The sequence below is a fragment of the Gallaecimonas mangrovi genome (assembly GCF_003367375.1).
Classification (GTDB): Bacteria; Pseudomonadota; Gammaproteobacteria; order Enterobacterales; family Gallaecimonadaceae; genus Gallaecimonas; species Gallaecimonas mangrovi.
Genome location: NZ_CP031416.1, coordinates 3,678,770 through 3,697,627, shown reverse-complemented (window position 1 = coordinate 3,697,627; position 18,858 = coordinate 3,678,770). Strand labels below are relative to the sequence as shown.

Genomic DNA, 18,858 nt, shown 5'->3' with positions numbered 1-18,858 from the left:
CCCCACAAACCCGCATCACGCCTGAATTTCGTCCCGCGAATTTTCGCCAAATTTCATTTATTCTCGCTTTAATCTCTTACTGATCACTATTCAAGAGCCTATACACCCAGCAGCACCGACAGTAAACCGGCCAGGGTGACCTTACTGCCTTTTATCAGCAAAGGGCTTAAGACGATAGCGAAAAAGGGAATGGTGCCCATCAAGATAGCGGCCACCGCCGTATCAAGATATTGCTGGCCCCAGGCCACGGCAACAAAGGGAATGGTGGCTTCTAACAGGCCAATCACATGGTAGCGCCACCATTGGCGCTGTTGTGGTTTTAGGCCGCAAAGCTGGCATAACACCCAAAGGGTAATAGCGCCCACCACGGCCCGGCCGGTGCCCACCCAAACCGCTGGCAGCGCCGCCACTGCCTGTTGCTGGAAGATAAATTGCGAACCCCAAATCAGGCCAATGCCGGCCAAAAAAAGCATATTTTTAAACACAATAGCGCCCTTACTGCTGTCGGGCGGCATTGTAGTGGTGAGAGCGGTTATGGTTAAAATGAATTGTTAGCATTCATGTATGGCCAATATCGATATGCAGTTGGATCTCAACTTATTAAAAGTCTTCGATGCCTTAATGCAGTGCCGTTCGGTGTCTCAGGCAGCGAAAAAACTGCACCTGTCGCAATCGACGGTGTCGCACGCGCTGGCACGTTGCCGCAGCCAACTGAATGACCCTTTATTTGTTGCTGGCCCAAGCGGTATGGCACCCACACCGCGCGCTGCCGCCCTGGCTCCAGCCTTTGCCGAGGCGCTGGCCACCATTGAGGCGGCAATAAATGAAAACCGTGCCTTTGATGCGGCCAGTAGCCAGCGCCGCTTTACCCTGGCGGTGGGCAGCTATTTCGACATGGTGCTGCTGCCGAAACTGATGCCAAGACTGCTGGCACAATCGCCGGGGGTAAGCCTGAGGTTACGGGTGCTGGGCGACTCGGATTATCAGCGCGAGCTGGAGCAAGGCGAACTGGATCTGGTGATTGGTTTTACCGAGCCGGCGCAGCTTTCGAGCGCTTTGCAGCAGCAGCGGCTGGTCACTGAATCGGTGAGTTTATTGTCAGGCCAAGTGCTAGCAACACCGCTAACCGCCAAGCAGTTGGCGGCGCTGGAGTACATTTACCCCTCGGACTGGGGTCACAGTCAGTTGCTGCTGGATAATTGGTTAAAAGCACAAGGTATTGAGCGGCGGGTACGCCTGCAAGTACCGGACTTTCAGGCGCTGCCTGGAGTGCTGGCAGCCACGGCGCTGTGCGTTGCCTTACCCACGGCGGTGGCTGAACTCTATGCCCGCCAGCATGGCCTTTTCTGCTATCCCATTGCCCAGCAGAGCCTGCAATTTACCTTGGTACAGGCCTGGCACCCGCGTTTTGCTCAAGAGCCGGGCCTGTGTTGGCTACGCGCCCAAATCCTGGCTGTTAAGGGGTAGCAAATTCAGCGATTTTGCTCAGCAGCAATAACGAGGCGCTGTAGTAATCGCCTTTGCTGGAAAGCGGCGGCAGTGTTGGGTGTTGTTGCTCGTTAAGGGCGATCACCGCTTTTAGGCCTTGAGAGGCTGGGTACGGCGCCTGTTCACCGGTTTTGACATCAAACCAGGCTGGGGCCTTGCTGCCTGCCAGTTTCCAAAAGCTCAGAATGGGTTTTAGCGCTGCGCTGTTTTTTAACCCGGCCCAATAGAAGTAAAGCGGTACCCGCACTGCGTCAAAGCCAAAACGGCTTGGCCAGTTGGGGGACGGTGACAGTTGGCCGCCCTCGGTTAGCCTTATCCAATCGGTGGGTAGCTGTGCGTCACCAAACTGGCTGTCTGCCAACAGTTTTTCGCCGCTTGCCAATAGTTGCTGCCAGCGCGGGTCACTGTCGGCAGTTGCAAAGTCGTTGATAGCCGGCATCACCCAGTACGAAAGGTTAATGTCGATATAGCCATTACCGGTAAAGCCCTTAAGGCCCGGTAATAGCACGGTATAACCGCCGTAGCTGTGTACCAGGTGGTCCAGCACCGCGTGGCGGATACGTTTGGAAGCATTAAGGTAATTGCTGTTGCCAAAACGTTGGCCACCTTTATACAGCGCCCAAGCAATGAGCAAGTCGCCATCGGCGGCGTCGTTTTGGTCGGCAACATGGGGCGTTTCGCCGGGGTTATAGCGCCAGGCAAAAAGCGCCATGTCGTGGCGGCCGAGATTACTTCTGGCCCAGCGCCAAAGGTTGTCGAAGGTGGTTTGGTCGTTGTAGTGGGCTGCCAGCAACATGCCGTAACCCTGGCCTTCCGAATGGCTAATGTTGTGATTGCCGGTATCTTGCACCCGGCCGTTATCGGTTATGTATAGCTGCTTGTAGAGCGCCCAGTCGCTGTCGGCCAGCGCCGGGGCGCTGACCACGGCCATGGCCAGCCAAAGACCCAAGGTTTTAAGCATCTTGATTTTGCTTTCCGTAATGCAATACCACATCGTCGTTCTGGCTAACACATTGCGCTTGTACGTCGGGCTCGCCGCCTTGCGCCATTAGCCAACTGCTATAAACCCCTTCTAGCATCATGGCCAAGCTTTGCTTGGCTGCATCGCTAACCCGGCCCTGATGATAGGGCACCGGGCAATGGTGATGACGGATCTCAAGGTATTGCTCGGTAGAGGTTAAGGTAACAAAACCCCAGTCGAGCTCAGCCCAGCGTTTATTAATGGCCGCCTGTAAGGTGTCGAGGGTGTCTTGCGCCCCCAGCGGCAAGTCCAGCGCCAGGTTTGCTCCCACCTGATGTAAAAACAGGCGTGCTTCTGCCTGTGGTACCGATTGCAACAGCTTATCGAACAGGGCGCTTAGAACCAGGCGCCACTGCGGGTGACAATGTCGAGTAGCAAAATAGTTGTCGTTGGCTGACAAAGGGTCAGTCATTCTTTACTCCCATCAAGTAATGCAGATAGAGCAGAACAGTGGACTCGTTATAGTCACCAAAGTTATCAAAGGCCAGCTTACCACCCAGCGTGACCGACGGGGAGAAATGGTATTGCCCTTCGGCATCAAAGCTCAGGCCAAAGCCGCTTTTGCTGTTGGCCGGGTAAGCTGACGCGTCGGTTATGCCCAAAGCCGTCATCAGTTCCAGCAACGATTGCAGGTTGTCGTCATCCGGGAAGTAGTCCACGGCATTTTCGGTGTAGCTTTGGAACCCCGGTGCCACTTTCAGCGTGTAATTAAAATTATCGTGCTTCTCGCTGTAGCTGACCGGGAAGGCAACGGCTACGTAGTCTTGCGGGCTGAAGTAACCGCCGTGGCCAAGGCTGAAGTTACTCATGTTTTTGTCATAGCCTTCAAAAGTCACATTCACACCGGCCTGCAGCTGGCGGTTTTTCTCGTTGATGGGGCGTAAATAGCCGCCCACCGACAGGTTCAACGAGGTGTTGTTGGCAACACGGGTACCGGTGTAGAGGTAACCCCCTAAACTGCCGTAAAGGCCAACATCACCGTCGTCGTAGGCAAGGCCAGCTTTCAGGCCGTTTTTGGTAACGGCGCCCCAGGTTTCCCCGGTGACAGGGTCAGTGGTACCGGCATAGGACAGCACGCTGTCGGTAACCGGGCGGCGGGCCAGGTTCAATTGCAGTTGCAGGTTATCGTCAAGCTGCGGCTGCCAGTCGATACCGCCAATCAGGTTAACCCTCTCAAAGCCAAGGGGGGTGGTACCAATATCAAAGCCGAGGTTTTCCCAGTTATAAGCCAGCGACAAACCGACACCGGCGTCATGCTGGGCGGGTGGGTTTTTCGAGAGTGCGGCAATGCTGTTTAAGCGGCTTTTTAAGGTGGCCACTTCGGATTGCAGCGTGCTCATGCTGGTTTGGAAAGCCGACAAGCTACTGCTGTCTAACGACAAGTCACTGCTGCCAAAGTATTTGGTCAGGTAGTTGTCCAACTGGGTTTGCTGCGAAGAGGTTAAGGTGCTGGTATCGAGGCCAATCGCTTTGAGTAAGTCTTGGGAAGCGGCTTCTTCAAAGGTGGTTTGCGCCTCTTCTGCCGCCAATTCTGCCTCATTGGCATTGGCCAAATACTGAGCCTGCTCTATGGCGGTGGTGTCAGAATCGGTCAGCGACGCCTCATAAATGGCGTATGCATCTTCGTATTCTTGCTCCGCTGACTGATAGTCATAAGCGGTGTCTTGGATGCTATCGAGTACGTCATCAAGGTCATCGAGGGAGCTGCTTAAACTGCTGGCTCCATCAGAAATAGCTCCGGCCCCAAAGCGGCTAAAGCCGGACGTTAAGGCGCCACCGTTAAGGTAGGTGGGGGTGACGGCAAACTTCACACGGCCGCCCAAGGCTTGGGTGTTCAAGGTAAGCGGGGTTTTAACCTCGTCAAGTTTACTCAGGCCCGATTCGCCGTCACGGGAGCGGAACTGCACCTCGCTGCTGTATGTCGTGGCGCTGTCACGTTGAATTTTTTCAGACAAGGCGTCGATTTGTGCCACCAGCGACGGCTGCGCATTGCTGTCTTTACTGGCCTGATACCAAGGTGAGCTTTCTTTGCTGGGGTCGTCGCCACCCGGTAAGAAGCTTGGCCGGCGGAACGGATTGTCAGCCCCTTTCTTGGCGCCGTTTTGGTCGGCAAAGGGGTTGGCATAGCCCGGTTGGCTGTCGCTTGCTTGCAGCCAAGGTTGCTGTGGCTGGTTCTTAAAGAGTTTGCCTCGGGCCTTGGCCAATAGCGCCACGGCGGTATCGTTATCGCCCTCGGCGCGGGCAACCTTGGCCGCCAACAGCAACATCTCGGGCTGTTCGGCTTTCTCGGTGGAAAGCTGGGCCATCAAATCATCGGCAGTATCAAAGTCTTTTAGCGCCAATGCTGTCATCACCCCGCCTTCCAGGGCGCTGGTGCTGTCGGGGTTATGTTTTAAGGTGTACTGGTAAATCTGCAGCGACTTTTTATTTTTATTGCCGCTTTGATAAAGCCTTGCCATCGCCAGCAGCAGGCTTTCGTCGTTAGGCGCCACCCGCAGCCTGGCTGCCAGCACGTCGTAAGCGTCGGCAAGCTTTTCGCTTTTACGCAACTTGTCGGCCTTAACCACCGCCATGGTATTGCGGGTTTGTTCAATGGCCTTCCAGTCCGCCGGGGTTAAGTCTTGGCGCTGCGACAGTTTCGCCAACAGATCGTTGGCGTCTTCGTCGTCACCGGCCTTAACCAGGGTAACAATTTGCGTTTGATAGTCGCCAACCGGTTCGGTGGTTTTGCGCTTGTCATTTTGACGAATCAGCATCACCGCCATGGCCGGTTCGCCGCTGTCGTACAGTAACGACGCTACTTCACCAACACCGGCTGCGCTTTTCGGTGGCTGGTTGTAGAGATCCATGATGAGCTTGCGGGCGCCATCGCGGTCACCTACCGACTGGCGGCGCTTGATTTCATCAAGCCGCGCTTGCAGCGCCGCTTCTTCCGCCAAACTGTCGATTTGGGGGGTACGGTCTTGTGGTTTTACCTCGCCAAGCAGATGGCTAACGTCACCCCAGCGGGCCTGATCTTTGGCCAGCAGCGCCGCCACGTAGCGATCGTTAGCGGTGCCGTAGTCTTCGACCCCTTTATTCACCACTACCTGGGCGGCCAATGGCCGTGAGGTTTTATTTAGCAGCCTTGCCAAGTCCAGCCTGACCCAAGGGTTTTTCGGCGCCAGTTTCATGGCTTCACGCAGGGTGGCTTCTGCCATGACCGGCGGTTCCAGTTTGGCTTTTTCACGCAGCAGCATCGCTTGGCCGGAGGCCATGTCGCCTAACTGTTTGCGAGCGGATTTGGGCAGGGCATTAGCCACTTGGTTAGCGTCATTCCAGCGCTGCTGCTGGCGTAACACATTCACTAAGCCAACCCGCGCCGGAATGTCTTTGGCGTTGTTATCCAGCAATTGCTGGTAAAGATGCGCCGAGGCATCGAGCTTGCCCTGCTTTTGCAAAATATCGGCTTTGAGCAGTTGGGCATCGCGTGCTTGGCTACCGCTGGCGTCGGTAAGGGGCTCAACCAGCGTCATGGCTTGGTCGTACTGGCGGCTGTCGGCCAGTTTACGGGCCTCGGTCAGACTGGCGTAAAAATCGGCGCTGTTATACGCCTTCTGCCACTTGTGGCGCTCAGCTGGGGCTTGCGCCATGGCCAAACCCAGGTTGCGGCGGGCGCTGGCAAATTGCTGGCGTTTGAGCTCTACCAAACCCAAACCGGCACGGGCCTCGGCGTCTTTGCTGTTGTAAGACAGGGCTTGTTCAAAGGCGCTGTAAGCGCTGGCAAGCTTGCCGGCATTAAGGGCCTGATAGCCATTGGCGCGGCTTTGTGATGCCTGCTGCGCCGGCGTTAAGGTGGTGGCTTTCTTGTAATAGCTGGGGACTGACTCATCACCAGGGTGGGCCTTTTCGTAAGCCTCATATAGCGGTTTGTCAGCCTTGGTGGCATCAAGCCACAACAAAGCCTGGCGCCAGCCTTTGGTGGCTTCAAGATCTTTGCCATCATACTGTTTGAGCAAGGCAATCGCTTGGCGGCGGGTTTGCTGGTGGTAGCTCAGTACTTCGCCGTAAGCCACCGCAATGCGGGTGTTACCGGGCTGCTGCTGGTGCAGCTTTTCCAGGCCTTTGCGGGCATCATCCCAGCCGGTTTTAGTGCCGGCCAGGGTTTGGTAATACTCCACCGCCAAGGTGGCGGGCGGGGTATCGCCACTAAACAAGGTTTTATAGCGCTTGATGGCTTCTTCTGACTGGCCGCTGGCCGCCATAACTCGCGCTTCGTTCAGCGCCCCTGAGTCCATGTGCGTTGACGCTTCGGCAATGCGGATATCTTCAAGGTGCGAGTCGTTAGGGGAAACCGCTTTTAGCTTATCGCTATATTGCTGAGCCTCGACTTTGTTGCCTTCTTGCACGGCGATCATCGCCAGCCGATAAAGGGCCTCAGTGTTATTAGGGTCAGCGGCCAATACGCGGCGCAGCGCGTCTTTGGCGAGATCTTGGCGCTGTTTTCCTTGCCAAAAATCAGCCTGTTTAAACAGCGCATCAAAGTTGCCCGGCGCCGGAGTGGCGACCGGTGGCGCTGCCAGGGCTGAGCCTGCCAGTGAAGAAAGAGCGAAGGTGAGCAAAAGCGATTTATTCATGACGGTTGTCTTCATCTTGGGCCAGCCGCGTTTTGGCACGATGTTTTAGATAGGGGTAAATCAAGGTTGCACCTAACAAGATGCACAGCAGCATCATTACCAGCAGTTGCAGCACGTGATTTCCAAAATACCAGCCCAGATTCATTTCCCATGACATCTTGCCGGTGCCGACGCGAGGCCCAACCCGGTAAGAACGAATTTGCTGGTCTTGAAAGAGCACTAAGTCGCCGTGCACTTGGCTACTGGCCTGCGGTTGTTGCAGGCGTTCTACCAAGTCAGGCAGCTGTTGCTCTTGACTGGCGGTGGCTACCACCACCACCCGGTGTTGGTCGGCCGGTGAGATAAAACTGGCCAGGCCGAAGAAGTTATCTTGGGCATCCAGCTGGCGGCTGGCGGCTTTATCTTGTCGGCCCCAGTCGCCACTTATTAGCCGTTTCCAAGTATCAGCCATAGTGATGGGTTTTAACGCCAGCTTGTTTTGGCGAAATTGGAAGGGGCTACTTTGCAGCAAATTACCCGAGTCGATATCGGCAACGCTGCCGACGACCAACAGATCCTTGCCGGCGGTTTGGTCAAGATCCTTAACGCCTTTACTGACTTCAATACCGTAGGCCGGATAGCCGGTGTCTTGGCCCATGCGACCTATCAAATCAAAGAAGGTTTGCAGCTCCAGTGTGGTGGGGTTGCTGGGCAGCAGTGCCAGGGTTTGCGACAAGTCTGCCATACGGGTGAAGGGGAAGCCTGCGCCAACAAAATAGGACAGGTTTGGCAGCTTGGTGAAGTGCTTTGAGCCACTTAAATCAAGGCTGGAGCCGGGTAGCACCCTGCTGATGATTTTGGTGCCCAGCACTTGCTTACAGTCACTACCGGGGTGCAATCGTAGGTCAAAGTAAAAGGACAACTTGTTTTCGCCATAAAGCAGGTAAGAGGGGATCTCTACCTTGGCTTTTTGCTGGCGCACATCGTTACCCAACAGGTGCAAGAACGAGGCCCAGATCCCGGTGTTATTGACCGGCAGCGACTCTAAGAATTGGCCATTAAGGCTAACGTTGAGTTTGGAGCGGCGTTCATCCATCCAGCTCCCTTCCGGGAACAGGTATTGCACTTGCATTGACATGGGACGGTCACGCCAGCGGAACAGGTCAGGTGGCGCCCGGAAGTTAACTTCATTGGCACCATGGTGCAGCCCACGGGCAACGAGGCCTTCGGGGCCGGTAAGCTGGCCTAAGGGGGTGCTACCTTGGGTTGATACCCAATTGGGGGCGTCGTAGGGCTGGCGCTTGGGCAAGGTTACCGCTTTGGCCGCCACATCTTGACCGCTTAGCGCGGCGCCACTGAGCAGGTATTCGACGGCGGTTTTGACTTCGCTATCGGTGCGGCCCATCACCACCAGCACTTTATAAAGTGGGTCTAACGGGTTGTCGATGATGCGAAGTTCCGGCCCTGTTGGGGGCGGCAAGTTCGCACCGGCAAGGTTATCCCCCACCACTAAGGCAATGGCGTTGTTGTCGGGCAGGCCATTTAAAGTTACGGGGAAGCTAGCGGTACGAAACTGTGCCTTTTCGCCAAAGTAAGAGGCCAAAATGGCGCCACTTTCCAGCACTGTTTGGCTAGGGTGCTCTGGCAGCACCAGTGGCACCGTTACCTGGCCCATAATGCCTTCATCAAAGAAGGGGGCCGGGAAAATCGACAAATCCCGGGGCCGTGGTAGCCGCACCAGCTGGAACTGTAGCTTTGACTGGTTGCTGATCAGCACTTCATTTTGCTGGGGCGAGTCTTCATCCACACACTGGGGGCCTGCCTGGCCCACTACCCTAAAGTTCAAGTCGTTATGGCTTAGCACCAGCGCCGCATCAATGGGGATATGGGTTTCCATACCGTCAGCGCTGAAAGGGTCTAAAGGGATGTTTTTCAGCAACTGGCCATTGAGCAAAACTTCTAAATGGGTTTTGTCGGCAAACTTGGCATCGGGGTAGCTCAATGACAGATCCAGGTCAGCGGTGCTGGCCATTTCGTCTTGGCGCAGTGAAAAGTGAATGCCTGAGCTGTTGCCATTACCACTGACCGCCATCGGCCCAAATTGGCCGGCTTCCTTAAAACTGATGTCGCGCTGGTAACTGGCATCTGCCGCCCAGGCCCGGTTAGCGACAATGGTGATACCAAAGGCGACCAACACCACCAGGGCAATACGGAACTTCCAACTGCCCATCAGGCCCTTACGCCAGCGGGTTAACCCCCGGTTTGTACTGTTACTGGAGAACAGTCCCATTACCGCTTTGAGCACCGCCCAAAACGAACGCAGTGGGTTGTCTTTGGGGTGCGGTTCAGACCTTACCCAAGCATCGGCACGGCCCATGACCACATTCACCAATTGACGGCGCTGACGAATAGGTAAGTTATTAAATTTAAAGCGGAAGTATTCATCGTCCAGGGCAACGGTGGTTACCGGGAACAGCAAGGTCTGGTTGTCAAAACGAATTTCAACGTCTTCCACCATCACGTCGGCCAAGGGTTCACCCAAGGGGTTATCCAGCATCATGCCGCCCATGGAAAAGTTGCAGGTTTGAGTGCTGAGGGTGCGGCCGTCAGATAGATGCAAAATCGCCGGCAGTTTAATGTCTACCCGCACGGTATTACGGACCTGCCGGGTTTCCCGCGCTACCGCAATGGAGGCCAGCAAAATAAGGGCGCTGAAACTGGCCCAAAACAGGTTTAGCACTAACACACTGGGCTGAATGCTAAACAGATCGCTCCAGAACAAACGCACCAAACCCCATGTGACACCCGCAAACAGCAGCGCCAGGGTGAAAACCTGTGGCCGCACCGCGTCGTAATCAAAGTAACCATCGCGCAGCAGACCGCCTTTTTCGGTAACGTTGAATTTACCTTTTTTCGGGTTCCACAAAGTGGTGAGCACTGGGCGTACTAGCGCAAAGGCCAGCACGGTTTCGTAAATTTCGCCCCAAAAGGTATAGCGATGGCGGCCGTGCAGTAACGAGTTGGTATAAAGCGAGTGAATAAGGTGCGGCAAGGCGTAGGCCAAGATGAGCTGCGGCGAAGAGGCAATGATATTGAGGCCAAACAGCAAATAAGCCAGTGGTGCGGTTAGAAAAATGACCCTGGGCAGCGGGAATTGAAAGTGCAGCGCCGCATTAAGGTAGCAAAGCCGCTGGTGCCATTTCAGGCCCTTGCCAAACAAGGGGTTATCGAGACGCAGTATTTGGCACATGCCGCGCGCCCAGCGTGCCCGCTGACCGATGTGTAAAGCTAGGCGTTCGGTGGCAAGGCCTGCCGCCAGTGGGATGCCGATAAAGGCACTGTCCCAGCCCATTCGCTGCAGCCGTAGCGCGGTGTGGGCGTCTTCGGTAACGGTTTCAACAGCAAAGCCGTTGGTTTGCTCCAGGGCTTTACGGCGAATAACGGCGCAAGAGCCACAGAAGAACGACGCATTCCAATAGTCATTGCCCTTTTGTACCGGGCCATAAAACATTTCACCTTCTTCTGGCAGGTCCAGCGAGGTGCGAAGGTTACGGTCGAATGGGTCTGGCGAGTAAAAATAGTGCGGGGTTTGCAGCAGTGCCAGGTTGTCGTTGGCAATAAAAGAACCAACGGTTGCTTGCAAAAATATCCGGGTAGCAACGTGGTCACAGTCAAAAATACAAATCAGCTCGCCTTGGGTTTGCTTCATGGCGTTATTGAGGTTACCCGCTTTGGCGTGTGCGTTGTCATTGCGGGTGATGTAACCCACGCCCGCAGCGGCAGCAAAGGCACCAAACTCGGGGCGCTTGCCGTCATCGAGCAAGTAAACCTTGAGCTTATCTTTGGGGTAATCGAGGTTGAGAGCTGCCAGTACTGTGTCTTGAACAATATCCAGGCTTTCGTTGTAGGTCGGAACGTACACATCCACCGTTGGCCAGGTGCTGCTGTCTTTGGGCATGGGCACGATTTTGCGCTCAAGGGGCCAAACGGTTTGTACGAAACCCAGCACCAGAATAAGCCAGGTGTAGACCTCAGCCAGCAACAAACCAATCCCTAAAATGGTTTCGATGGGGGTGTTAAACACCAAGGTATCGGTAGCCCGCCAGTACAGGTAACGGGTGGAGATAACAATGCTCATCAGCACCAATACCAACCGCGCCCAGCGTGACTTAAAACGCGATACCAGCAACATCAATACCACCCCTGCCAAGCCAAAAAGTGCTTGGCTATCAACATCTAAGGGCGTGGTTACAATTAACAGCACTATGGCCAGCAAAATAATGAAGGCAACAGTGTGGTAGGCCACCGACCAGGGTCGGGTGCGTTTGTCCTTATTCATCTCGGTCCGTCACTTAAGAGAGAATTTCATCGCGTTGTTACCGAAGGCGTCGGGCAACATGCGGCTGATACTGCGGGCAATGTTTTCCAGGTCTTGGATCACTGCGGACGAAGGTGCGTAGTCGAAAATGGAGCGTTGCGAGGCTTGTGCTTCGGGAACGGCCTCATCCCGATGAACCCGGCCCAACATTGAGGCGCCGAGACGTTGTTCAAAAAACTCGGTGACATCGCGATTCAAACGGCTGCGGATATACACCTGATTGACAATGTAAAAAGCCCCTTTGCGCGCCTCTGGCCCTAAGAAACTATCGCTTTCAATTAGTGGCAGGGTTGCGGCCGAAGAGCCGTCGGCCATCATCACCACCAACGACAGGGCGGGAATGCGTTTCAGCGCCTCTAAAGCCGCGCTGGGGCCGGATGGCAGGTCGGCTAATAAAATGCAGCCTGGCTGATTTAGAAGGGTATTTAGGCGCTGAGCAAGGTAGTCAGGGTCTTGGCGTAGCAGCGCATCAAAGCTTTCTTGTTGGGCCCTGCTTGCACTGCCGTAGGGCAGCAGGCCAACCCCGGTTGGTGTTTCCAGCACCTGGTTGCGCCAGTCGCCGTCCAGGCGGCTTTGGGCGGCAACGCCGCGACGTTCAGAAACCGGTAGTCCCAGGTGCAAACGCAGGCTGTTTTGGCTGTCGAGATCCATCACCACTACCTGATGTCCCAAGCGTTGCAGTGCGAAGGCCAAATTGGCAGTCAGGGTTGTCTTGCCTACACCACCCTTTGGAGACGTCAGGTATACCAGGTTCATAAACTGACCTTTTTAAGTAAAGAGCGTAAAGCCGTGCTTTGGGGTTGCTCGGTTTCCGCAGGCTCTTGTTGGGGGGGAGCGCTTGGCGTGGCTTTTACTGGGTCTTTCGCAGGCGCAGGCTGCTCTGCTTGCACCACGGCTTTAGGTGCAGCCGGTTCTGGCAGGGTCATGGTTTTGGCAGCTTGATAGTGCTGGGCCGGTGCCGCAGACGAACGTTGTTCGGCCAGCTGGTTTAATAGCGGCCAGGAAGAGCTGAATTGGACATCCTTGTTGGAAAAGGTTTGGTAGTCCAGTTGTGACTGGGCCGTCTTCTCCTTAAAACGGTTGATGTCGTCATAGCTTTCCATGGTTCTGTCCTCATACTGCTGTACACCAAGGGTGCCATACGCTGACGTATTTCTGGCGCCTTTTATGTTAAATATGTCGATCTCACCTAACCAAAGTAGGCGGCTTTTATTACCGGCATATTTTAGATGCCTATTTTTGCGCTAACTTACTATTGAAAACAATAGGAGAGCACAAAAAGAACGCGTTTATAGTCAAAAATTTGACGCGTGTCATCTATTTGATTTTGCAATGTTTTTGCAAAATCGGGGAGATCTGCTACCGATCGGACGAGAAAACCCAGTAAAAATTACCTGCCGAAAATTAAGCCTTACTTAACTGTTAGCCGGTGTATTGGGGCGTTTTGCGGTGATTGTTGAGGGCGTTATGGGGTGCGTTAGCAACAAGGCGCTGTTATCTTGAGCACTCAGCTTGGCCATTCAGCTTTTATTGCTAAAGATGTTTGAGACTCTGGTTGTCACGGTGCTGTCTCTTAACGACCTATTAAAGGCGTTAGCGTAGAATAGTGGCGCTGCCTTTAGCAGCGAGCGACCCGGGCGCAGGTCATTGGTCTGTAGTGCGCCATTAATGATTAGAGGAAAACATGTCGCTGGAATTGTTGGAGAAGTTAGAAGCTAAAGTGCAAGCTGCCGTAGACACTATTGGCTTATTGCAACTGGAGCTGGAAGAGCTTAAGACCGAGAAAGAACAGCTTGGCAGCCAAAATAGTGCCCTGGTTGAAGAGAACCAACGGCTCAAGGGTGAGCTTGAAACCGTACAAAATCGGATCAATGCCGTCCTGGGTAAAATCGCCCAGGTCGATGAACTACTATAAGCAAGTTACAAGCCCGGCCTAAGCCGGGTTTTTTGTCATCAAACAAACAGGAGGAGTGGATGGCTGTTGGTGTTTGTACCTGGACCTTGGGTACAAGGGATTTACAAGAATTGATGCAGACCATAGCAAAGCTCGGATTTGATGCTGTGCAATATTGCGAAGATCTCGACGCTTATTCCCCCGACGCCGTTGCTAAGGCCGCCAAGGATAATGGCCTAAAGATTATGGCGGTTGACCCCTTTAACTGCCGCCCCCCCAGCGACGCTGATGCCACCTTGGACGGGGTGGTGGCGTTTTATAGCCGCGCTGTCGATTTATCAGCGGCCTTGGGGCCGAATATTCCGGTTTGCTTGCAAGGCATGAGCACCTGGACCGTGACCCAAGCAGATGACCAAAGTCAGTGGGATATGCTGGTTAGCGCCTGTCGCACCATCGCCGAGTATGCCGCTGAGAAATCGGTACCGTTGTTATACGAACTTTGTAACCGCTACGAAGTCCCTTTGATGCACAACAGTGGCGACTACCAGCGGCTTATTCGTGCACTGGGTGGTGCCAATATTGGCGTGCTGCTCGACAGCTTTCATATGAACATCGAAGAAGAGCATGACCCCTGCCAGGTGATCCGCCGTTTTGCCAGCAAGACCGGCATTTACCATATTTCTGATTCCAATCGTGGCGGTATCGGTACCGGCCACATTGATTTTGTTGCGCAATTTCGCGCGCTTTATCAAGGTGGTTTCAGTGGCGATGTGGCAATGGAAGTGGTGCTGCCGCACCGTGGCCCAAGCGGTGCGCCGCGAAACGATGCCGAAAATCAGCAATTGCACGGGCAACTGCGTCGCAGTTTACGGGTTTGGCATGATTTGGCGCGGCGCTAAGCCGCGTAGATACACGAAATTACCGGGATTATGCTGAGATAAGACCAGTATTTTGCTGTCTTTTTGCAGCAAGCCGATATAATGCCTTTGGTGAAGGGTGAAATGTATTCATCTGGTCGGAACTCTGATGATTCCGACTTTTACCGGGCAAATCACCACAATATTCCGGAAGATTATGGCAAATCCAACAGTACTGCTTATTAATGGCCCTAATCTTAATCTGCTGGGCAAACGCGAGCCTGCAGTCTATGGCCATCAAACCCTGGCAGATATCCTCGCCGGACTCACTCCCAAAGCAACCGAACTAGGCATTACGCTTGAGCATGTTCAGAGCAATGCCGAGCATGTGCTGATTGATGCTATCCACGACGCCATGGGGCGTGTGGATTTTATCGTCATCAACCCCGGTGCTTTTACCCATACGTCCGTGGCATTAAGGGACGCGCTGCTTGGGGTCGCCATTCCCTTCATAGAGGTGCACTTGTCGAACGTGCACGCCCGTGAACCTTTTCGCCAGCATTCCTACCTGTCTGATAAAGCGGTAGGGGTGATTTGCGGCCTGGGCGCCCAGGGATACCAATTCGCACTGGAAGCTGCTGCCAAGCAGCTGTCAGTCAATCTCAACTAAGCTGAACATTAGAGAAACCTGTTTATGGATATTCGTAAAATAAAAAAGCTGATCGAGCTTGTAGAAGAATCTGGCATTAACGAGCTGGAAATCACTGAAGGTGAAGAAGCGGTACGCATCAGCCGTGGTGCTAATGCAGCAATGATGCCGATGCAATACAGCGTACCGCAGGTTGCTCCCGCTGCCGCTGCCGCGCCCGCCCCTGCTGCTGCGGCTCCCGCTGCACCTGCCGCGCCGGCCAAAGAAGAGATCAGCGGTAATGTTCAAAAGTCCCCCATGGTGGGTACTTTCTACCGTGCATCCAGCCCAGGTGCGAAAAACTTCGCCGAAGTTGGTCAACAGGTCAATAAGGGTGACACCCTTTGCATCATCGAAGCGATGAAGATGATGAACCAAATCGAAGCCGAAGTTTCCGGTACTGTTAAAGCCATTTTGGTGGAAAACGGTGAGCCCGTTGAATTCGACGAGCCTCTGTTTATCATCGAATAAGGACGCACCATGTTGGATAAAGTGGTTATTGCCAACCGGGGTGAGATAGCGCTGCGTATTCTGCGCGCTTGCCGCGAGATGGGCATCAAAACAGTGGCGGTTCACTCCACTGCTGACCGGGATCTCAAGCATGTGTTGTTGGCCGACGAAAGCATTTGTATTGGCCCGGCACCTTCTCCCCAAAGCTATTTAAATATCCCGGCAATTATTGCGGCGGCTGAGGTAACCAACGCGGTTGCCATTCACCCAGGCTACGGCTTTTTGGCAGAAAACGCCGACTTTGCTGAGCAGGTTGAAAACAGCGATTTTATTTTCATTGGCCCGAAAGCTGACACCATCCGCCTGATGGGTGACAAAGTGTCTGCCATCGCTGCCATGAAAAAAGCGGGCGTGCCTTGCGTGCCGGGCTCCGACGGTTCCCTGAACGACGACGAAGCGCGCAACAAGTCAATTGCTAAGCGCATCGGTTACCCGGTGATCGTTAAGGCATCTGGCGGTGGCGGCGGTCGCGGCATGCGCGTGGTGCGTAACGAAGGCGAACTCACCAGCGCTATTGCCACCACCCAAGCGGAAGCCAAAGCGGCTTTTGGTAACCCGGAAGTCTATATGGAGAAGTTCCTTGAGAACCCTCGCCATATCGAGATCCAGGTTCTGGCCGACGGCCAGGGCAATGCCATTCACTTGGGCGAGCGTGACTGCTCTATGCAGCGCCGTCACCAAAAAGTGGTGGAAGAAGCGCCAGCACCCGGCATTACTGACGCCATGCGTAAAGCCATCGGTGAGCGTTGTGCCCGTGCTTGTGTTGAGATTGGCTATCGCGGCGCTGGCACCTTTGAGTTTCTGTATGAAAACGGCGAGTTTTATTTCATTGAAATGAACACCCGTATTCAGGTTGAGCACCCGGTTACCGAAATGGTTACCGGTGTGGACCTCATCAAGGAACAGCTGCGCATTGCTGCTGGCCAGCCGCTGTCTATCAGCCAGTCGGATGTGGTTATCCGTGGCCATGCCATGGAATGCCGTATCAACGCTGAAGATCCGCGCACCTTTATTCCAAGCCCCGGTAAAATCACCCGTTTCCATTCTCCGGGTGGCCTGGGCGTGCGTTGGGACAGCCACATCTACGCTGAATACAAGGTTCCGCCTAACTACGATTCCATGATCGGTAAGCTGATTGCTTATGGCGAAAACCGCGACGTAGCTATTGCCCGTATGCAAAATGCGCTGTCTGAGCTGGTTGTTGATGGTATTAAAACCAATATCGACCTGCACAAGATCATCATGAAAGACGAGAACTTCTACAACGGTGGTACCAACATCCACTATTTGGAGAAGAAGCTCAAAGCGATGGAAGGCCAGTCCTGATATCGAAAAACGCCAGCGTTAAGCTGGCGTTTTCTTTTTGTTAACAACCGAATAAGGTAAGGCATAACAACAAGGAGATTGTTATGGCTGACCACCCTCTGGTTTCACCGCAAAGAACCCTTCCGGAACTGACCCTCAAAGCGTTACTGCTTGGTGCTGTGTTGTCGGCCATCTTGGCAGCGGCCAACGCTTATATTGGCTTGTTGGTTGGCTTAACGGTATCGGCGTCAATCCCCGCTGCCGCCTGCTCTATGGGCATTTTAAGGCTGTTCCGCCGCTCCACCATTTTGGAAAATAACATGGTGCAAACCGCGGCCTCGGCGGGGGAGTCTTTAGCAGCTGGCATCATTTTTACGCTGCCTGCCCTGGTGATGATGAAAGCCTGGTCTGGCTATGAATGGGGGCCGATGGTGTGCATTGCCATTTTGGGTGGCGTGCTTGGGGTAGCGTTCACCATTCCGCTGCGCCGCGCCTTGATTGTTGAAGCCAAACTGATGTTCCCGGAAGGGGTGGCGACAGCCCAAGTGCTGAAAACCGGTGGCGTGGAAACCGATAAAGACCACCCCGAACTCAAACCCACTGCCGAGGCCAAGGCCGGCTTTAAGCAGTTATTGCAAGCAGCCGGGTTAGGCGGCGCCATTAAGCTGTTGGAGGCAGGCTTTGGCTTGCTGGCTGGCGGCGTAGCTACCACCAAAAGCTTTTTCGCCGGCAAGTGGCTTTTTATGGGCGATATTACCCTCAGCCCGGCGCTGTTAGGGGTGGGCTATATCGTTGGCTTAAATATTGCGCTGTTGGTGTTTATGGGCGGGGCCATCGGCACCCTGATTGCGGTGCCGCTCAATTGGCTGTTTAACGGTGATGAAGTGCAGCAACTGGCGGGTGTGTCAGCCAATATGAGCGATTGGTCGGCGCAAGATTGGCAAGCCTTGGCGGGCCAGTCTTGGCAACAGTGCCGCCGCATCGGCGTGGGCGCCATGATGGTTGGCGGTTTGTGGTCTCTTATCACTCTTGCCAAACCGCTGTGGCAAGGGGTAAAGGCCTCGCTGCATGCCTACCGCGAGTCAAAAACCGCCGCAGGCAAAGTGCTGCGTACCGAGTTTGATATTCCCATTCCCTATGTGGGGTTAATGGTGCTGGTGTCCATTATTCCCCTCTATATCCTGTTCTTGAGCGCCCTTGGCGATTACAGCGAACGCTATTGGATAGCAGCGGTGATGACACTGCTAATGCTGCTGTTTGGCTTTATTTTCTCCTCTGTTGCCGGCTACATGGCGGGCTTGGTGGGGTCGTCTAATAACCCCATCAGTGGCGTTACCATTGCCACCGTGATTGTGTCGGCGCTGATTTTGTTGCAGTTGATGGGCAATGAAGGCTTAGCGGGGGCCTTGGGCCCGGTGGCGGTGATGTACCTAGCGGGGATGATTTGCTCTGCCGCAGCCATTGCCGGGGACAATATGCAGGACCTTAAATGTGGCCACCTAGTGGGGGCTACACCCTGGCGCCAGCAAATATTCCAAGTGGTGGGGGTTGCGGCGGCAGCGGCGGCCATTCCCTGGGTACTCAACATTCTCGATAAAGGCTATGGCATTGGCCGGGTTAGCCCAGTCAACCCAAGTGCCACGCCGCTGTCGGCGCCACAAGCAGGGCTGATGAAAGATCTTTCAACCGGCATTTTTGGCGCGGGTATTGAGTGGACTTACATCTACATCGGTTTTGCCCTGGCGGTGGTGCTGATCATCCTCGATGAAATTCAGAAAAAGCGCGGCGCTAACTTCCGGTTTCCGGTGTTGGCGGTGGCGGTTGGGGTTTATTTACCGCTGGGGTTATCGGTACCCATTTTGTTTGGTGGCTTGTTGGCCCATTGGCAACAACGCAAACAAGACGGCAATGACGAAGAAGGCAAAGGTTTGCTACTGGCCTCGGGGCTTATCACCGGTGAAGCTTTGATGGGGGTTATTGTCGCTATTTTGGCGGTGAGCCTGCCAGGTAAGGTGCCCTTTATGGAGAGTTTTAGCTTAGCGCCTTGGCTTGGGGTGGCCGGGCTGTTGTTGTGTATGGGGTATCTGGCGAAAAAACGCTGAAAAAGCCGCCCTTGGGGTAA

Annotated in this window: 14 protein-coding genes and 1 pseudogene; 7 read left to right on the top strand and 8 right to left on the bottom strand. The window is 54.4% G+C overall.

Translation table 11 applies throughout. The features are described 5' to 3' along the window. Positions 1 to 98 precede the first annotated feature (98 nt). On the bottom strand, positions 99 to 485 hold the full coding sequence (locus DW350_RS17460; RefSeq protein WP_115720681.1) for an EamA family transporter: 387 nt from the start codon (positions 483 to 485) through the stop codon (positions 99 to 101). A gap of 79 nt (positions 486 to 564) precedes the next feature. On the opposite strand from DW350_RS17460, the gene DW350_RS17455 reads away from it, so the two are divergent. Then, complete coding sequence (locus DW350_RS17455; protein WP_115720162.1) at positions 565 to 1,467, top strand: LysR family transcriptional regulator; 903 nt, start codon at positions 565 to 567, stop codon at positions 1,465 to 1,467. Here the strand turns inward: DW350_RS17455 and DW350_RS17450 are convergent. The 7 genes and pseudogenes from DW350_RS17450 to bcsO form a co-directional block, all read right to left on the bottom strand. Continuing rightward, positions 1,457 to 2,449 (bottom strand): family 8 glycosyl hydrolase, encoded by a 993-nt coding sequence (locus DW350_RS17450; protein WP_115720161.1) that lies wholly within the window; start codon positions 2,447 to 2,449, stop codon positions 1,457 to 1,459. The genes DW350_RS17455 and DW350_RS17450 overlap by 11 nt on opposite strands. Then, positions 2,442 to 2,921, bottom strand: a complete 480-nt coding sequence (bcsD, locus tag DW350_RS17445) for a cellulose biosynthesis protein BcsD (protein WP_115720160.1) — start codon at positions 2,919 to 2,921, stop codon at positions 2,442 to 2,444. Before bcsD ends, DW350_RS17450 begins: the two co-directional genes overlap by 8 nt. Then, on the bottom strand, positions 2,914 to 7,125 hold the full coding sequence (locus DW350_RS17440) for a cellulose synthase subunit BcsC-related outer membrane protein (protein WP_192954731.1): 4,212 nt from the start codon (positions 7,123 to 7,125) through the stop codon (positions 2,914 to 2,916). The genes bcsD and DW350_RS17440 overlap by 8 nt, the downstream gene beginning before the upstream one ends. Beyond that, on the bottom strand, positions 7,118 to 9,196 hold the full coding sequence (locus DW350_RS19840) for a cellulose biosynthesis cyclic di-GMP-binding regulatory protein BcsB (protein ID WP_336407011.1): 2,079 nt from the start codon (positions 9,194 to 9,196) through the stop codon (positions 7,118 to 7,120). Before DW350_RS19840 ends, DW350_RS17440 begins: the two co-directional genes overlap by 8 nt. A gap of 186 nt (positions 9,197 to 9,382) precedes the next feature. Further along, a pseudogene (bcsA, locus tag DW350_RS19835) lies at positions 9,383 to 11,443 on the bottom strand (UDP-forming cellulose synthase catalytic subunit); the annotation flags it as partial. Positions 11,444 to 11,452: 9 nt separating this feature from the next. Beyond that, the gene (bcsQ, locus tag DW350_RS17430) at positions 11,453 to 12,238 is read right to left on the bottom strand and encodes a cellulose biosynthesis protein BcsQ (protein ID WP_115720157.1); all 786 of its coding nucleotides are present in this window, start codon (positions 12,236 to 12,238) and stop codon (positions 11,453 to 11,455) included. After that, on the bottom strand, positions 12,235 to 12,585 hold the full coding sequence (gene bcsO, locus DW350_RS17425; RefSeq protein ID WP_115720156.1) for a cellulose biosynthesis protein BcsO: 351 nt from the start codon (positions 12,583 to 12,585) through the stop codon (positions 12,235 to 12,237). Before bcsO ends, bcsQ begins: the two co-directional genes overlap by 4 nt. A 581-nt stretch (positions 12,586 to 13,166) precedes the next feature. On the opposite strand from bcsO, the gene DW350_RS17420 reads away from it, so the two are divergent. From DW350_RS17420 to DW350_RS17395, 6 genes are all read left to right on the top strand, one after another. Next, positions 13,167 to 13,397 carry a cell division protein ZapB gene (locus DW350_RS17420; protein WP_115720155.1) on the top strand — a complete coding sequence of 77 codons (231 nt, stop codon included), beginning with the start codon at positions 13,167 to 13,169 and terminating at the stop codon, positions 13,395 to 13,397. Between the two features lie 59 nt (positions 13,398 to 13,456). Next, positions 13,457 to 14,275 carry a sugar phosphate isomerase/epimerase family protein gene (locus DW350_RS17415; RefSeq protein ID WP_115720154.1) on the top strand — a complete coding sequence of 273 codons (819 nt, stop codon included), beginning with the start codon at positions 13,457 to 13,459 and terminating at the stop codon, positions 14,273 to 14,275. Between the two features lie 175 nt (positions 14,276 to 14,450). Continuing rightward, positions 14,451 to 14,903: a type II 3-dehydroquinate dehydratase gene (gene aroQ, locus DW350_RS17410; protein ID WP_115720680.1), complete on the top strand. Its 453-nt coding sequence runs from the start codon at positions 14,451 to 14,453 to the stop codon at positions 14,901 to 14,903. A gap of 24 nt (positions 14,904 to 14,927) precedes the next feature. Then, positions 14,928 to 15,392 carry an acetyl-CoA carboxylase biotin carboxyl carrier protein gene (accB, locus tag DW350_RS17405; protein ID WP_115720153.1) on the top strand — a complete coding sequence of 155 codons (465 nt, stop codon included), beginning with the start codon at positions 14,928 to 14,930 and terminating at the stop codon, positions 15,390 to 15,392. Positions 15,393 to 15,401: 9 nt separating this feature from the next. Beyond that, positions 15,402 to 16,757, top strand: a complete 1,356-nt coding sequence (gene accC / locus DW350_RS17400; RefSeq protein WP_115720152.1) for an acetyl-CoA carboxylase biotin carboxylase subunit — start codon at positions 15,402 to 15,404, stop codon at positions 16,755 to 16,757. Positions 16,758 to 16,840: 83 nt separating this feature from the next. Further along, positions 16,841 to 18,838 (top strand): OPT family oligopeptide transporter, encoded by a 1,998-nt coding sequence (locus DW350_RS17395; protein ID WP_115720151.1) that lies wholly within the window; start codon positions 16,841 to 16,843, stop codon positions 18,836 to 18,838. Positions 18,839 to 18,858: the final 20 nt, after the last annotated feature.

Excerpts from the sequence above, each read along its gene's own strand:
- DW350_RS19840 (WP_336407011.1), bottom strand. The coding sequence starts at position 9,196 with ATGGCGGTCAGTGGTAATGGCAACAGCTCAGGCATTCACTTTTCACTG.
- DW350_RS17420 (WP_115720155.1), top strand. The coding sequence starts at position 13,167 with ATGTCGCTGGAATTGTTGGAGAAGTTAGAAGCTAAAGTGCAAGCTGCC.
- DW350_RS17455 (WP_115720162.1), top strand. The coding sequence starts at position 565 with ATGGCCAATATCGATATGCAGTTGGATCTCAACTTATTAAAAGTCTTC.
- DW350_RS17450 (WP_115720161.1), bottom strand. The coding sequence starts at position 2,449 with ATGCTTAAAACCTTGGGTCTTTGGCTGGCCATGGCCGTGGTCAGCGCC.
- bcsO (WP_115720156.1), bottom strand. The coding sequence starts at position 12,585 with ATGGAAAGCTATGACGACATCAACCGTTTTAAGGAGAAGACGGCCCAG.
- bcsD (WP_115720160.1), bottom strand. The coding sequence starts at position 2,921 with ATGACTGACCCTTTGTCAGCCAACGACAACTATTTTGCTACTCGACAT.
- aroQ (WP_115720680.1), top strand. The coding sequence starts at position 14,451 with ATGGCAAATCCAACAGTACTGCTTATTAATGGCCCTAATCTTAATCTG.
- DW350_RS17415 (WP_115720154.1), top strand. The coding sequence starts at position 13,457 with ATGGCTGTTGGTGTTTGTACCTGGACCTTGGGTACAAGGGATTTACAA.
- accB (WP_115720153.1), top strand. The coding sequence starts at position 14,928 with ATGGATATTCGTAAAATAAAAAAGCTGATCGAGCTTGTAGAAGAATCT.
- bcsQ (WP_115720157.1), bottom strand. The coding sequence starts at position 12,238 with ATGAACCTGGTATACCTGACGTCTCCAAAGGGTGGTGTAGGCAAGACA.
- DW350_RS17395 (WP_115720151.1), top strand. The coding sequence starts at position 16,841 with ATGGCTGACCACCCTCTGGTTTCACCGCAAAGAACCCTTCCGGAACTG.
- accC (WP_115720152.1), top strand. The coding sequence starts at position 15,402 with ATGTTGGATAAAGTGGTTATTGCCAACCGGGGTGAGATAGCGCTGCGT.
- DW350_RS17440 (WP_192954731.1), bottom strand. The coding sequence starts at position 7,125 with ATGAATAAATCGCTTTTGCTCACCTTCGCTCTTTCTTCACTGGCAGGC.